We start from the raw sequence: 14,871 nt of genomic DNA on the forward strand, positions 1-14,871 counted from the left end.
ACCCTGAGATCTGGGAATTTTCGTGTTCAAAATAACCGGCCAGCTTCAGAGAGCAAGGTATCGTTCCTCTCTGAAGCTGCCCTCATTTTAAAAATCAGCATACCATTATTTTTTATCAAATTGAGCTTTTAAGACGCTTTCCATTAATCCAGGGAATAGACGGTACAAAATACTTCCGGCTTCCATCCACCACGGCATATTAATTTCTCTTTTTTTAGTAAATAAAGAACGAACTATCTTAGCTGCGACCTTTTCAGGCTTGAGCATATATTTTTCTACATTCTGTTGATATGTGCCATCCTTATCCGCCATCTCAAAAAAGTTCGTCTTTACAGGACCCAGATTTACAGAAGTAACCGTCAAACTGCTTTCTCTGGTCTCCTGTCTGAGTACATTCGTAAAGCCAAGCATTGCATGTTTGGAAGCAACATATCCTGCAGCTTTGGGAGTCGGTAATTTTGCAGCCTGGGAGACAATGTTTATAATATGTGATTTTGCTTTAAACTGCAGAAAATGCGGCAGAAATGCTTTTGCATATTGAATTCCTGCTAAAACATTTACCTGAAACATTTCCTCTAACTCTTCCATATCTAGTTCTTCTATCTTCTCAAATACGCCAAACCCTGCATTGTTAATTAATCCGTGAATACGCTTCTCTGTTTCCATGATTTCATTAATCTGTTCATCAATAAGTTCCCTTGAGAACTTTTCAATCGGATAAATCTTACAAAGACCATTATTTCCGTCTATTTCATCGGCTAATTCTTCCAGTAATTCTCTTGACCTCGCTATTAGAATTGGTATACCGCCCTGGGCAGCAATTTCCTTGGCAAGTTCTCTTCCTATCCCCTTAGATGCACCGGTAATAATAATTTTTTTCTCATTAACAGAATGATTTATTCCTATTTTCATAATTATCGACCCTTACTTCATATAATTATTTAAGTACGTGTTCAAAAAGTATGAAGAAACTCACCGCGTCATTATTATTGGACTTTTTGAACATCCTATTAAGTGGACATACTATACCTATTGTACAACGAATCAATTATCCCGTACACCTGTTTAAACATTGACTTATAAACAAAAATCTAACACAATGAAGTTGGGGGTGAGACCATGACATCCATTATCGCACACCGGGGAGCAAGCCGATATGCCCCTGAAAACAGTTTCCCTGCATTTAAGCTTGCATATGAAATGAAGGCAGATGGAATTGAAACAGATGTACAATTAACCAAAGACAATATCCCTGTCCTTTTCCATGACGAAAGCTTGAAACGGATTTTTGGAGAAAAAGGCTGGGTTAATCAATATACGCTGGAACAATTAAAACAACTGGATATGGGAAAATCTTTTCATCCCAAATTTACAGGAACAAGCATTTTATCATTGGAGGAATTTCTTGCTTGGATAAAAGATAAACCATTAATGCTTCATTTAGAATTGAAAAATAACAAAATTGAATATAAGAACCTGGAGGAAATTACATATCAGCTTATCGAGCAGTATCAGATGACAGATAGAACATACTTCTCTACATTCTCTAATAAAAGCATAACGCGCCTGGCCAGCTTTAAAAAAATTTCGAATATCGGCTGGTTAACAAAACGAATCAGACGGGATTTATTAGCATATGCTCTATCAATTGGAGCAACAGCTATTCATATAAAGCACACACTTTTGCGGCAGCGTCTTGTAAATGAGGCCTTAAAAAGCGAGATTCCTGTACGGGTTTATACAGTTAATTCATCCCGTCTTTTGAACCGCTGTTTTTCATACAAAGTAGACAGCGTATTTACAGATGTTCCTGACAAAGCATTTGCTGCACGGAAAAAATTATATCGCAGTTTTTTGATTTAATAAGGGACAATCATGAATTTTTAGCCTTATACATTGATGATTGATGCGTATTTGGGTAAAATCTTTAATTATAATATTATATATAGGGTGAGATGGAAACATGGAAATTACTTTCTTAGGCACTGGAGCCGGACTTCCTTCTAAGGAAAGGAATGTAACAGCAATTGCGCTGAGTATGCTGCAGGAACTAAACGAAGTTTGGCTGTTTGATTGTGGAGAAGCAACACAGCATCAGCTTCTTCATACAAAAATTAAACCAGGAAAAATAAATAAAATCTTTCTTACCCATATGCATGGAGACCATATTTATGGATTGCCGGGATTCTTAAGCAGCCGATCCTTTCAGGCTGGTACGGATAAACCGATGACTGTCTATGGTCCTGAGGGAATAAAGGACTTTATTGAATATGCTTTAAACTTGAGTCATACCCATTTAACTTATCCTCTTACAATCATTGAAATAAATGAAGGATTATTATTTGAAACAGAAGCAATCGAAGTATATGCAAAAAAACTTTCACACGGCATACCAAGCTTTGGTTTTCGTATTGTTGAAAAAGATAAACCAGGTGAGCTGCTTGTTGAAAAATTAAAAGAAAAAGGTGTCCGTCCTGGTCCGATTTATGGGGAAATAAAAGAAAAACCTTCTGTCACTCTTGAAGATGGCAGAGTTATTCATCAAAAAGATTTTATCGGTCAACCTAAAAAAGGCAGGATTATTTCTATTCTTGGTGATACAACCTATCAGACGGCACATGAAGAATTTGTTAAAAACAGCGATCTGTTAATTCATGAAGCAACCTTTGCTGGAAATAAAGAAATACTTGCAAGAAACTATTTTCATTCAACAAATATACAAGCTGCAAAATTAGCAGTTGACGCTAGTTGTAAACAATTAATTTTGACACATGTATCTTCAAGATATCAATTTTCTGAGATGGATGCGTTTCTTGAAGAAGCAAGAGAAGTGTTTTCGAATACCTCTGTTGCGAGCGACTTTAGTGTGTTTCAATTATAGTTTGAAGTGCGTGTTGAAAAAGACTGATAAAAAGGACCGGCAAGTTCGAGGCAGCGCAAGCTCCTGGCAGCACATCGTATGCACTTAAGTACGTAAGTACACTTCATAAAAAGTCCTTTCACGAAGTGTCATTTTTATTAGACTTTTTGAACATCCTCTTGAAGGAAGAAAGGGAGAGACAGATTTGATGACCTTACAAGAAAACTATCAACAAATCGTTGATGATCACCGGAAGTATGTTGAGCAAGGAAATACGGTTGATTATACATTTCGTAAACATCAATTAGAGAAAATAAAAAAAATACTTAAAGACTATGAAACTGAAATATATGATGTACTAAAAAAAGATTTGAATAAACCAGATCATGAAATTATCACTACCGAGATTGGGATTATTCATACAGAATTAGATTTTACAATTAAAAATCTCCGTTACTGGATGCAGCCTGAAAAAGTTGCTTCTCCATTAACTCATAAAGGCTCTAAGAGCTACATTATGAAGGAGCCGCTTGGTGTTGTACTGGTTATATCGCCATGGAACTATCCTTTACAATTATCCCTGGTACCGATTATTGGAGCACTCGCAGCCGGCAACTCAGTAGTATTGAAGCCTTCTGAGCATGCTGCACATACCTCTGATCTTCTTGCCAGAATGATAGAAGAGAATTTTGATCCATCCTATTTCTCCGTTATTCAGGGGGCTGTCGAAGAAACAACAGAGCTGTTAAAGCAGCGGTTTGATCATATTTTCTATACTGGTGGAAGTGCTGTTGGAAAAATCGTTATGCGTGCTGCAAGCGAGCATTTGACACCTGTCACATTGGAGCTCGGAGGGAAAAGCCCTGCCATTGTTGATGAAGATGCAAATATTCAAATTGCTGCAAAACGGATTGTTTGGGGAAAATATACAAATGCCGGACAAACCTGTGTTGCTCCTGATTATTTATTAGTACAGGAATCCGTTAAATTCAAACTGCTGAAAGCAATGAAAAAACAGATTAAATCCATTTTCGGTAAGAATTTGATTCAGGGTGAGAATTATTCAAAAATCATTAATGAAGATCATTTTAAACGTTTAGTTTCATTCCTGAACGAGGATCATATTGTACACGGCGGAGAATATAATCAGGAAGATCTTATCATTGAGCCTACCATTCTTGATAAGATTGATTGGGATGATCCAATTATGCAGGAAGAGATATTTGGACCAATTCTGCCTGTACTGCAATTTGAAAATATTGAAGATGCTCTTTCACTTATTAAATCAAAGGAAAAACCACTAGCTTTATATTATTTTGGTGAAAATCCAAGAATGCAATCCCAGGTAATGGAATACGTTTCATTTGGCGGCGGTGCTATCAATGATACATTCTTCCATTTAGCAAACCCATATCTTCCTTTTGGCGGTGTTGGGAAAAGCGGTATGGGAAGTTATCATGGAAAAGCCAGCTTTAATACTTTTTCGCATCAGAAAAGTGTTTTAAAGCAAACTACGAAATTTGATTTTCCGTTCCGTTATACAGGCGGCACGGTTTCATCAAATATTTTAAAGAAATTCCTGTCCTAAGAATAAAAAGCCTTGATTTTACATCTATTAAATCAGAAGTAAAATCAAGGCTTTTTATAATCATCTAGAAAATCTTTTTGAAAGCTTGTTCGGGGCTGCTGCTCTTTATCCTTCTCGCTATTCAAGGAAAGAAATACATTCTTACCATATTTATCTGTCAGTTCTTCCATTGTTTCATACAGCTTTTCTTTCTTTACATTATCGCGGTAGGTAAACAAGTCAAGCTGCTCCCCTACTTGCCGCTTTTCTTCTAAATTTTGTAAAGAAACACCTAATAGTCGGACAGGTTCTTCGTTCCAATGTTTTTTTAATAATTCTTTCGCCACAAAAAGTATATCCTTTTTTTCATCAATATATTTTTGTAATGTTTTGCTGCGTGTAATGGTTTGATGGTTGTGAAAACGAATCATCAGCTGAACGCTTTTTCCTGCTGCACTCTTTCTTTTTACCCTTTTCGCTACATTTTCAACGAGGTGTTCCAGCAGTTGATGCAGCTCATCCCAATCTGTTGAATCATGCGCTAAGGTTTGTGAGCTGCCGATACTTTTAAAGTCATGCACTGCTTCTGGATCAACCGGACGATAGTCTATCCCATTGGCAAGATTCTTTAATCTTTCTCCATTAACACCTAATAACTGCTTTAAAGAATAAACATCATGTGCAGCCAGATCACCAATCGTATGAATAGATACTTTTTTTAATTTTTCAGCCGTTTTTGCACCGATCCCGTGCATCTCTTCAATCTGGAGCGGCCATAGCGTCGAAGCCAATTCACGCTTGCGCAAAATTGTTATTCCTAAAGGCTTTCTCATATCTGAGGCCATTTTTGCCAAAAATTTATTCGGTGCAATGCCAAGACTGCACGGAATATCCAGCTCTTTTAAAATCCTCTGTTGAAGATAGTCGGCAATTTCCACAGGAGTACCCAGTTCTTTGGTATCTGTAATATCCAAATATCCTTCATCAATCGAAACTGGCTGGACTAACGGTGTGATCTCAGAAAGCATCTTAAAAATAGCCCGGGATGCTTCCCGGTATCTGTCAAAATTAGGACGCATCAATAGTAAATCAGGGCATAGTTTTTTTGCCTGCCAAACCGGCATGGTTGTTTTAACTCCTTTTGCTCTCGCTTCATAGCTGCTTGTTACAATAATACCTTTGCGTTCTTCCGGATTTCCAGCTATGGCAATCGGCTTTCCTTTTAATTCCGGGTTATGCGCCATTTCTACAGATGCATAGAAACAGTTCATATCAATATGAAAGATTACGCGTCCTTTTGAATTTGCAGAATGAGCCATGTTATCACTCCTATTCTTACATTGCAATAAAAAGAGAACACACTCCATCATGGAATGCGTTCTCCTCTTTGTTTCCGCAGAAAGCCGCTCCAGGAATTGAAGCTTTTATCTTATTTTGCTGCGATTTTAACAATTTCCACAATAAATTCTGTTACTTTTACAAGATCTTCCGTTTTAATCCGCTCATTTGTAGTATGAATTTCTTCATAGCCGACAGCTAAGTTTACGGTTGGAATACCGTACCCTGCAATCACGTTAGCATCACTGCCGCCGCCGCTTTGTTCTAACTTACTATCTCTGCCGATAGTACGTGCAGCTTCTCGGGCAACCTCTACAACTTGAGAGCCCTCTTCAAAATGATAGCCTGGATATGCGACAACAACATTCACATCAGCAGATCCACCAAGCTCTTCAGCAGCCTCTTCAAAAGCTGTTTTCATTTTCTCAACCTGCTTTTCCATCTTCTCAGGCACTAACGAACGTGCTTCTGCTAAAATTTCTACGTGGTCAACCACAATATTCGTCTGCTTTCCGCCCTCAAATCGGCCAATGTTTGCTGTTGTATCCTTATCAATTCGGCCTAATGGCATTTTAGAAATTGCTTTGGATGCAATCGTAATGGCAGAAACCCCTTTTTCGGGTTCTAATCCGGCATGAGCAGTTTTTCCAGTAATTGTTGCGTGAATCTTTGCCTGGGTTGGTGCGGCAACGACAATATCACCCACATTGCCATTACTATCTAACGCATACCCGTAACGCGCATCCAGCTTAGAAGAATCTAATGCTTTCGCACCCACTAAACCGGATTCCTCACCTACTGTAATAATAAATTGAATCTGTCCGTGAGGGATATTATTTTCCTGAAGCACTCTAATCAGCTCAAACATGGCTGCTAAGCCTGCTTTATCATCCGCTCCAAGGATTGTATCTCCTTCAGAAGAAATAACTCCATCTTTAATAATTGGACGTATGCTCTTGCCTGGAACAACTGTGTCCATATGAGAAGTAAAATAAATTGCGTCAGCTGCCTCTTTGGTTGCCGGCAATGTACAAATTAAATTTCCTGCGCCATGGCCGGTTTGCTCTTTTGAATTATCTTCTTCCACCTGGACACCTAAAGCCTCAAATTTTTTGGTTAAAATCGATGCTATTTCTCTTTCAAACCCTGTTTCAGAGTCCACCTGAATAAGCTCTAAAAATTCATTAACTAATCTTTGTTCATTCACACTCATATTTGTAACCTCCTATCCAATAGGCTACTATATTTTTTAAGTTTTTTACAGTAGAAAGCCTTAAATTGGCAGTCTTTGTATGCAAAATAGGCAGAATGATAAAGAATGTTTCTGGAAAAGTTATATTATTAACTTGTCTCATCAACAAATTCGCGTTAGAATAACGATAGATGATATCGGATGATGAAGGAGGATTTTTCATGGCAGCAAAACAATCTAAACGCGCACGCCGCAATAAAATTATCGTATATTTCATGGTCGCTCTTATGGTTATTTCAGCCATTACAGCTGGATTAGCAGCATTTGTCTAAAAAATTCTGTACAGAAATTTATTTCATTAATTTCTGTACAGAATTTTTTATAATCAGCTCCATATGTAACGATAGAAAAGAAAACCTTTAATTAATTTTAATTTTTCTTTTCTTCCAATGTGATACATCGCTTTTCTTAAATTTATTTTTTATAATTAAGTACTCTTCTATTTCATGCAGTAATTGAAATAAATGCGCTCTTGTTTCAAACTCTTCCCGCGTTTCGGGTAAATCCTCTGCGTGGAATTCTCTTTTTAGTTCCTTCAATTCCTCTAAAAAGGTAATAGCTGTATTCCCGGGATGGACAGCTTTGGACAAACGTTCAAAAAAACCTGCAATTTTAATCGCAATGGCATCTGTTTTCGGTAAATGCGTTACTAGAGGAAGCATTTTCTTCAAAAGTTCAAATTGTCTTTCCCTCATTTTAAAATAATTATAATAAGTATGCTCATTTCGCAGCAGATGATTATCTCTATCCCGAATGACTAATTGTTTTGCTTCAACAAGTATGTCCTCTGTAACTGCAATTTCATTTCCTTGCCACATTTCATTTTCATCCCGAATATACAGGGAATATTCATATAAAATATGACTGAAATTACTTTCTAATCGAATTTGCAGCTTCTTTAATTTATTTTCTAAGCTGGGCATATAAAGGTTCAACAGCAGCCCTGTTCCGAGCCCAATTGTAATAAGAACAAACTGCTCTCCTATCAAAGAAAGCGTCACATGTCCAGATCCGTACAGATTCAGCATGACAACAGAACTGGAGGCAATACCGGGAGTCGCCTTCAACGCAACAGTTGCAGGGATAAATAATAGAAGCAGTATAAATATAGAGATTGCATGATAGCCAATTATTTCAAAAATAATACACGAAAAAACAACGGCTGAAGCACATGCAACAAACCGTTGCCAGGCACTTAAAAATGAAGATTTTCTTGATGGCTGTATACATAGAATTGTTAGAATTCCTGCTGAAATAAAATTTGAAAGACCGACCCATTGCGCCAGCGATATAGCGACCGGAGTTCCAATAGCAGTTTTTAAGGTGCGATATCCAATTTTCACCCTTTAAGAACCTCCTGCGGTATTTTCCTGTAAGCAAAGCAAAGAAGGCTGCCAAATGACAGCCCCTCTTAATTCCTTACACTTCTTCACAATATTGATCAAACAGATTTTGAAGTTTAGCGGAAACATCCATTGCACTATGTCCTTCAATCTGATTTCGCTCTACCATTGCAAGAATTTTTCCATCCTTAAGTAATGCGAAACTTGGTGAAGATGGTGCATATCCTTCAAAATAAGTTCTTGCCTGCTCTGTCGCTTCCTGATCCTGACCAGCGAATACGGTCACTAAATGATCCGGACGCTTATCATAATGAATCGCATTCCCTGCCGCTGGACGTGCTACACCGCCTGCACAACCACAGGTTGAATTAACCATCACAAGTGTTGTACCTTCACGGGAAAGTGCTGCATCCACCTCTTCTGCGGTGCGTGCTTCTTCATATCCTGCTTCCGTTATATCTGTTCTGGCAACTTTAACTACATCCTGCATAAATAAATCGAAATCCATTGTACTCCACCCTTTTGCTTAAAATATATTTATAGCTTATCAGCTAGTCATTAAAAATTCAATCTATTGGCTTTTGTTCTGTTAGAGGATGCTCAAAAAGCTCAATAAAAATGACACGGTGAACTTTTTGAACATACACGGTTATTAATAAAGGGTTATGGAAGATTCATTCATACCTTCAAGAATTTCTTTTACACGGGCTAAAAATCTTCCGCATACTAATCCGTCTAAAATACGATGATCCAAGGAAAGTGATAAATTCACCATATCACGGGCTGCAAACATATCATCAATAATGACAGGACGTTTTACAATTGATTCTACCTGTAAAATTGCCGCCTGCGGAGAATTAATAACTCCCATCGAGGAGATGGATCCAAAGGAGCCTGTATTATTTACAGTAAATGTACCTCCCTGCATATCCTCGGGAGATAGTTTACCTTGACGAGCTTTTGTTGCCAATGTTGTAATATCACGGGCAATTGCTTTTATTGTTTTTTCATCTGCATGCTTAATCACAGGAACAAACAATTCTTTATCCTTGGCTACTGCAATGGATAAATGAATATCTTTTTTCTGAATGATCTTATCTCCCGCCCACATGCTGTTTAATTCAGGATATTCCTTTAAGCCTTGAGCAACAGCCTTTACAAAAAATGCAAAAGGTGTCAAAGAAAAGCCCTCCTGATTTTTAAATGGTTCCTTTACACGATTACGGTATTTTACTAAGTCAGTAACATCTGCCTCTACCTGCATCCAGGCATGAGGGATTTCATGCTTTGACCTAACCATATTTTCGGCAATCACTTTCCGGACGCCCTTCACAGGGATTTCAATATCTCCTGCCGAGCTTCGTATGCTTTCTTTTGATGCGGATGGTGTTTCTTTCGCAGGAGCTGTTCCTATTTTTTTCTCTTGGGAAGGCTTTGCCTGTTCTTGAGATACACCCCTATTTTCAATACTCTTCTCGACATCTTTTCTGGTAATTCTTCCTCCCTTACCTGTTCCTTCAATACTATCTAGGTCAATATTATGTTCCTGAGATAAACGTAATACAGCAGGAGAATATCTTTTTTTCATTGAGCTGTCTTTACTGCCTGCTTCTTTCTCAGCTTTGTCATCTTCCGTATTCGATTCTTTTTCGTTTGTTACTCCCGGGCCTTCTAAAGAAGCCTCTTCTGTTTCTATATAGCAGATTAGAGTACCAACCTCTACTGTTTCTCCTTCTTCCACTACAAGTTCTGTTATTGTTCCTGTATAGGAGGAGGGAACTTCTGCATTTACTTTATCAGTCATTACTTCAGCAATAGGATCGTATTTATTTACTTGGTCTCCGACAGAAATAAGCCAAGAACTGACTGTCCCCTCTGTTACACTCTCACCAAGCTGAGGCATAGTAATTTTTTCAACACTCATAATTCTACCTCCAATTAATATTCCGCAAGGTCACGCATTGCTTTTTCTACTTTATCGGGGTTTAGCATAAAATATTTTTCCATAGTCGGTGCATAAGGCATCGCCGGCACGTCGGGGCCAGCCAGACGCTTAATCGGAGAATCTAAATCAAATAAGCAGTTTTCCGAAATAATTGCTGCAACTTCACTCATCACGCTGCCTTCTTTGTTATCTTCCGTCACAAGGAGAACCTTTCCTGTTTTGCTCGCTGCTTCTATAATTGCTTTTTGATCCAGCGGATATACCGTACGTAAGTCAAGAATATGTGCTTCTATTCCATCTGCCGCTAATCTTTCAGCAGCCTGCAATGCAAAATGTACACATAATCCATAAGTAATTACAGTAATATCCTCGCCTTCTCTTTTTACATCTGCTTTACCAATCGGAAGGACATAATCATCCTCAGGTACCTCTTCCTTCAACAAACGATAAGCACGCTTATGCTCAAAAAATAATACAGGATCATTATCCCGGATAGCTGCTTTCAGCAAACCTTTAGCATCATACGGACTTGAGGGCATAACAATTTTTAATCCTGGTTGATTTGCAAACAGCGCTTCTACAGATTGAGAGTGGTACAAAGCGCCATGCACGCCGCCCCCATATGGAGCCCGAATCGTGATAGGACAATTCCAATCATTATTAGAGCGATAACGGATTTTTGCAGCTTCGGAAACAATTTGATTTACTGCCGGCATGATAAAATCAGCAAATTGCATCTCTGCAACCGGGCGTTTTCCGTACATTGCTGCACCAATGGCAACACCCGCAATAGCAGACTCTGCCAGCGGTGTATCTAATACGCGGTCTTCCCCAAAAGTATCATAAAGTCCATGCGTTGCTTTAAACACGCCGCCCTTTTTACCTACATCCTCACCAAGAATAAATACATTCTCATCTTTTTGCATCTCTTCTTTTAGAGCAGCTGTAATTGCTTGTATATAAGACATAACAGGCATTGATTATTCCCCTCCTTCGTCCAATTCCTCATAAACATACTTCAATGTATCCTCTGGAGCAGCATATGGAGCTTTTTCTGCATAATCTGTCGCTTCATTCACAAGCTCGTTAAGGCGCTCATGAATTTCTTTTTCTTTTGCATCATCTATAATATTCTTTTCTTTTAATTTTTCAGCAAATGTAATAATGGAATCCTTCTCTTTCGCTTTCTTCACCTCATCCTGTTCTCGATAAACACGATCATCATCATCACTGGAGTGTGCGGTGAAGCGATAGGTTACTGCTTCAATCAATGTCGGACCTTCCCCGCTAACTGCTCTTTCTCTTGCTTCTTTGACTGCTTGATAAACAGCAATAGGATCATTTCCGTCCACAGTAACTCCCGGCATTCCATAAGATGATGCTCTTTGAGAAACAGTTTCACTGGCTACTTGACGATCATAAGGCACAGAAATAGCATACTTATTATTTTCAACCATTGTAATAACTGGAAGCTTATGCACACCTGCAAAGTTTAACCCTTCATGAAAATCTCCTTGGTTGGAGGAACCCTCTCCCAATGTAACAAACGTTGCAATATCTTTTTTATCCATTTTGCTGGCTAATGCTACACCAACGGCATGTGGAACTTGAGTTGTTACTGGAGATGAACCGGTCAGAATACGATTTTTCTTTTGACCAAAGTGACCCGGCATTTGACGTCCTGCTGAATTTGGATCCTCTGCTTTTGCAAATGCAAATAACATTAAATCTTTTACAGTCATTCCAAAGGCTAAAACGACTCCTAAATCTCTATAATACGGAGCTGTATAATCAACAGAACGGTCCAATGCAAAAGCTGCTCCGACCTGTGCTGCTTCCTGCCCTTGACAGGAAACCACAAATGGTATTTTTCCTGAACGGTTTAAAAGCCACATTCTTTCATCTATCTTTCTTGCTAACAGCATCATTTCAAACATTTCGACAGCCATCTCGTTGCTTACATTTTCCCAAGATGTTTGTTTCATATTATTTCCCTCCTTCAGCCATTTCACAGCATTAAATGGTATTCATTTATCCATGAATCTGTTTTTCGTCAACTGCCAGAGCTGCTTCACCGATAACCTCTGATAAGGATGGATGCGGATGAATTGTCTGGCTGATTTCCCATGCAGTTGCGTCTAATACTTTTGCCAATCCCGCTTCAGATATCATATCTGTTACATGCGGACCAATCATATGAACTCCCAATAAATCCTGTGTTTTTTTATCTGTAATTATTTTTACAAAGCCGTCTGTTTCACCATAAACCAGCGCTTTACCAACAGCTTTAAAAGGAAATTTTCCGATAACAAGCTCATAACCTTCTTCTTTTGCCTGTTTTTCTGTCAGGCCGACCCTTGCTGCTTCCGGGTTTGCATAAATACAACTTGATACTGTATTATAATCTATTTTTTGTGGGTTTTCATCTGCAATATGCTCGACAGCAATAATGCCTTCATGAGAAGCCACATGGGCAAGCTGCATACCACCGATTACATCACCAATAGCATAGATATGTGATTCCTTTGTCTGGTAAAAATCATTTGTATCGATGACATGATTCGAGATTTGGATATCCGTATTTTCAATCCCGATATTTTCGATATTTGCTTTTCTTCCAACAGATACAAGCATTTTGTCAGCGTTAAATTGTTCTGTCTTATCATTAATCAATGCTTTTATTGATATATTATTATTTTTTTCTAATGTATCTGCCTGAACATTAGCACCCGTTACAATTTTCACGCCTCTTTTTTTCAATTGCTTCTCCATCTCTTTTGCCACATCTTTATCCTCAGTCGGCAGAATTTGCTTTTGGTATTCCAATACAGTTACATCTACTCCGAAATCATTCAGCATGGATGCCCACTCTATGCCGATAACTCCACCGCCTACAATGAGCATAGATTCTGGAAGTTTTTCCATTTCCAGCGCTTCATTGGAGCTGATAACAAGTTCACCATCAAAATCCAGTCCAGGCAAGGTATTTGGCTCCGAACCGGTTGCAATCAAAACGTTTTTGGGAATTAACATATCGTTTTCATTGCCATTCTCATATTCAACAGAGATAGTACCAGGCATTGGTGAAAAAATACTTGGTCCTAAGATACGGCCAAATCCCTGATAGACATCTACCTTTCCTTTTTTCATCAGCCCCTGGACGCCTTTGTGCAGTTGATCAACAATTGCTTTTTTTCTTTGCTGTACCTTGATAAAGTTTAAGACTGGCTTATTCACCTCAACGCCAAATTTATCAGCATTTCTGGTTTGCTGATAAATTTCTGCACTGCGGAGCAATGCTTTAGAAGGAATGCAGCCTCTATGTAAACACGTTCCCCCTAATTCAGCCTTTTCAACGATTGCTACTTTCATTTTTAACTGACTCGCACGGATAGCAGCAACATAACCGCCTGTTCCGCCGCCTAAAATGACTAAATCATACTCTGCAGCCATCTAATTAGCCTCCTCTGCTACGTATATCTTTACTTCCCCGGGATTATTTAAAACTTCTAAAACCCCTTCATTCATTGCCTCTAAATCATTTTTACCTGGAAACACCATTACATCAGCAATCCAGTTTATTCTTGGGATAATCGCATCAATAACAAAATCATTCTCACTGATCTTTCCAGTAAAAACAATCCCGTCCACTTCTCCGTGTAACACTGTACTCATTGCTCCAACTTCTTTGGCAATCTGGTATGCCTGCGCTTCGATGACGTTTTTTGTGTGACGATCTCCCTGCATCAGTCTGGAATGGATTATAGAAGGATCTTCTGTGTGCAAATAAGCCTTTAATCCTCCATCCTGCTGTAGATGATTCCAATCAAAATCCTCCACATTAGAATATTGTTCAGATATATAGGCCAGGAACCCCTTTAATGGAATACTTCCTGAACGATCAATTGTAAAGGGACCCTCTCCATCAACACCATTCGTTACATCTATAATTTTGCCTGATTGATGCGAAGCAATGGTAATTCCTCTCGCAATATGAATGGAGATAAGTTTTAAAGAATTATATGCAGCCCCAATTTGTTTAGCTGCAATTCTGCCGGCATGCCGATGATTAAGAGAATGAAATATACTGGCTCTTTCTATTTCAGGAATACCAGTATATTTAGCTATTTTCTGCATTTCATCCACTACTGGCGGGTCAACAATGTATGCATGTATATTTAAATTCTCAGCAATATCATAAGCAAGGATTGCTCCCAAATTAGATACATGCTCCCCATACGCGTTTGTTTTTAAATCATAGAGCATCGCATCATTTACTTGATAAGTTCCCCCACCGATTGGACATAATAGCCCGCCCCGGCCGCATACACTTATTAAACGCGATGTATTCATTCCATCCAAATCCAGCTGTTCAAAAATGGCCTGTTTTCTGTAAGCAACCTGATCGATAAGCTGGTCAAAACGATTTAACTCATCTTCATCGTGAATAATCGTCTGCTGATATAAATGATGATTTCCTTCAAATACACCAATTTTGGTGATATACATGTCGGGGTAGATAACTAAAACACGTCCACTCTGACTCACAATACAACCTCCATCATT

Annotated in this window: 13 protein-coding genes; 3 read left to right on the plus strand and 10 right to left on the minus strand. The window is 38.5% G+C overall.

Annotated features, from left to right (window positions below; all coding sequences use genetic code 11):
- Nucleotides 1–105: 105 nt before the first annotated feature.
- Nucleotides 106–912 (minus strand): SDR family NAD(P)-dependent oxidoreductase, encoded by an 807-nt coding sequence (locus tag OSO01_RS00840; RefSeq protein ID WP_147207843.1) that lies wholly within the window; start codon nucleotides 910–912, stop codon nucleotides 106–108.
- A 207-nt stretch (nucleotides 913–1,119) separates the two neighbouring features.
- Here OSO01_RS00840 and OSO01_RS00845 point away from each other — a divergent pair, with 207 nt between their 5' ends.
- The 3 genes from OSO01_RS00845 (at nucleotide 1,120) to OSO01_RS00855 (ending at nucleotide 4,448) form a co-directional block, all read left to right on the plus strand.
- Nucleotides 1,120–1,863, plus strand: coding sequence for a glycerophosphodiester phosphodiesterase (locus OSO01_RS00845; protein WP_147207844.1), 744 nt, complete (start codon nucleotides 1,120–1,122; stop codon nucleotides 1,861–1,863).
- A 100-nt stretch (nucleotides 1,864–1,963) separates the two neighbouring features.
- Complete coding sequence (gene rnz, locus OSO01_RS00850) at nucleotides 1,964–2,881, plus strand: ribonuclease Z (RefSeq protein ID WP_147207845.1); 918 nt, start codon at nucleotides 1,964–1,966, stop codon at nucleotides 2,879–2,881.
- A gap of 187 nt (nucleotides 2,882–3,068) precedes the next feature.
- The gene (locus tag OSO01_RS00855) at nucleotides 3,069–4,448 is read left to right on the plus strand and encodes an aldehyde dehydrogenase (protein ID WP_147207846.1); all 1,380 of its coding nucleotides are present in this window, start codon (nucleotides 3,069–3,071) and stop codon (nucleotides 4,446–4,448) included.
- Between the two features lie 44 nt (nucleotides 4,449–4,492).
- Here OSO01_RS00855 and OSO01_RS00860 read toward each other — a convergent pair whose 3' ends face one another.
- The 9 genes from OSO01_RS00860 to buk form a co-directional block, all read right to left on the minus strand.
- A complete protein-coding gene (locus OSO01_RS00860; RefSeq protein ID WP_147207847.1) occupies nucleotides 4,493–5,746 on the minus strand; it encodes a DNA polymerase IV in 1,254 nt (417 codons plus the stop codon).
- Nucleotides 5,747–5,856: 110 nt separating this feature from the next.
- Nucleotides 5,857–6,978: a M20/M25/M40 family metallo-hydrolase gene (locus OSO01_RS00865; RefSeq protein ID WP_147207848.1), complete on the minus strand. Its 1,122-nt coding sequence runs from the start codon at nucleotides 6,976–6,978 to the stop codon at nucleotides 5,857–5,859.
- A 398-nt stretch (nucleotides 6,979–7,376) separates the two neighbouring features.
- The gene (locus OSO01_RS00870; RefSeq protein WP_147207849.1) at nucleotides 7,377–8,360 is read right to left on the minus strand and encodes an aromatic acid exporter family protein; all 984 of its coding nucleotides are present in this window, start codon (nucleotides 8,358–8,360) and stop codon (nucleotides 7,377–7,379) included.
- A gap of 76 nt (nucleotides 8,361–8,436) precedes the next feature.
- The gene (locus OSO01_RS00875; protein WP_147207850.1) at nucleotides 8,437–8,868 is read right to left on the minus strand and encodes a BrxA/BrxB family bacilliredoxin; all 432 of its coding nucleotides are present in this window, start codon (nucleotides 8,866–8,868) and stop codon (nucleotides 8,437–8,439) included.
- Nucleotides 8,869–9,012: 144 nt separating this feature from the next.
- The gene (locus tag OSO01_RS00880) at nucleotides 9,013–10,284 is read right to left on the minus strand and encodes a dihydrolipoamide acetyltransferase family protein (protein WP_147207851.1); all 1,272 of its coding nucleotides are present in this window, start codon (nucleotides 10,282–10,284) and stop codon (nucleotides 9,013–9,015) included.
- 14 nt (nucleotides 10,285–10,298) lie between these two features.
- Nucleotides 10,299–11,282, minus strand: a complete 984-nt coding sequence (locus tag OSO01_RS00885; RefSeq protein ID WP_147207852.1) for an alpha-ketoacid dehydrogenase subunit beta — start codon at nucleotides 11,280–11,282, stop codon at nucleotides 10,299–10,301.
- Nucleotides 11,283–11,285: 3 nt separating this feature from the next.
- Entirely contained in the window at nucleotides 11,286–12,290 is a 1,005-nt protein-coding gene (locus OSO01_RS00890; RefSeq protein ID WP_147207853.1) for a thiamine pyrophosphate-dependent dehydrogenase E1 component subunit alpha, read from the minus strand.
- A gap of 46 nt (nucleotides 12,291–12,336) precedes the next feature.
- On the minus strand, nucleotides 12,337–13,758 hold the full coding sequence (gene lpdA, locus OSO01_RS00895) for a dihydrolipoyl dehydrogenase (protein WP_147207854.1): 1,422 nt from the start codon (nucleotides 13,756–13,758) through the stop codon (nucleotides 12,337–12,339).
- Nucleotides 13,759–14,853: a butyrate kinase gene (gene buk, locus OSO01_RS00900; protein WP_147207855.1), complete on the minus strand. Its 1,095-nt coding sequence runs from the start codon at nucleotides 14,851–14,853 to the stop codon at nucleotides 13,759–13,761. It lies immediately after the preceding gene.
- Nucleotides 14,854–14,871 lie beyond the last annotated feature (18 nt).

It is taken from the genome of Oceanobacillus sojae, assembly GCF_007991515.1.
Lineage (GTDB): Bacteria > Bacillota > Bacilli > Bacillales > Amphibacillaceae > Oceanobacillus > Oceanobacillus sojae.

Coding starts and splice junctions, on each gene's coding strand:
- OSO01_RS00840 (WP_147207843.1), bottom strand. CDS start 912: ATGAAAATAGGAATAAATCATTCTGTTAATGAGAAAAAAATTATTATT.
- OSO01_RS00845 (WP_147207844.1), top strand. CDS start 1,120: ATGACATCCATTATCGCACACCGGGGAGCAAGCCGATATGCCCCTGAA.
- rnz (WP_147207845.1), top strand. CDS start 1,964: ATGGAAATTACTTTCTTAGGCACTGGAGCCGGACTTCCTTCTAAGGAA.
- OSO01_RS00855 (WP_147207846.1), top strand. CDS start 3,069: ATGACCTTACAAGAAAACTATCAACAAATCGTTGATGATCACCGGAAG.
- OSO01_RS00860 (WP_147207847.1), bottom strand. CDS start 5,746: ATGGCTCATTCTGCAAATTCAAAAGGACGCGTAATCTTTCATATTGAT.
- OSO01_RS00865 (WP_147207848.1), bottom strand. CDS start 6,978: ATGAGTGTGAATGAACAAAGATTAGTTAATGAATTTTTAGAGCTTATT.
- OSO01_RS00875 (WP_147207850.1), bottom strand. CDS start 8,868: ATGGATTTCGATTTATTTATGCAGGATGTAGTTAAAGTTGCCAGAACA.
- OSO01_RS00880 (WP_147207851.1), bottom strand. CDS start 10,284: ATGAGTGTTGAAAAAATTACTATGCCTCAGCTTGGTGAGAGTGTAACA.
- OSO01_RS00885 (WP_147207852.1), bottom strand. CDS start 11,282: ATGCCTGTTATGTCTTATATACAAGCAATTACAGCTGCTCTAAAAGAA.
- OSO01_RS00890 (WP_147207853.1), bottom strand. CDS start 12,290: ATGAAACAAACATCTTGGGAAAATGTAAGCAACGAGATGGCTGTCGAA.
- lpdA (WP_147207854.1), bottom strand. CDS start 13,758: ATGGCTGCAGAGTATGATTTAGTCATTTTAGGCGGCGGAACAGGCGGT.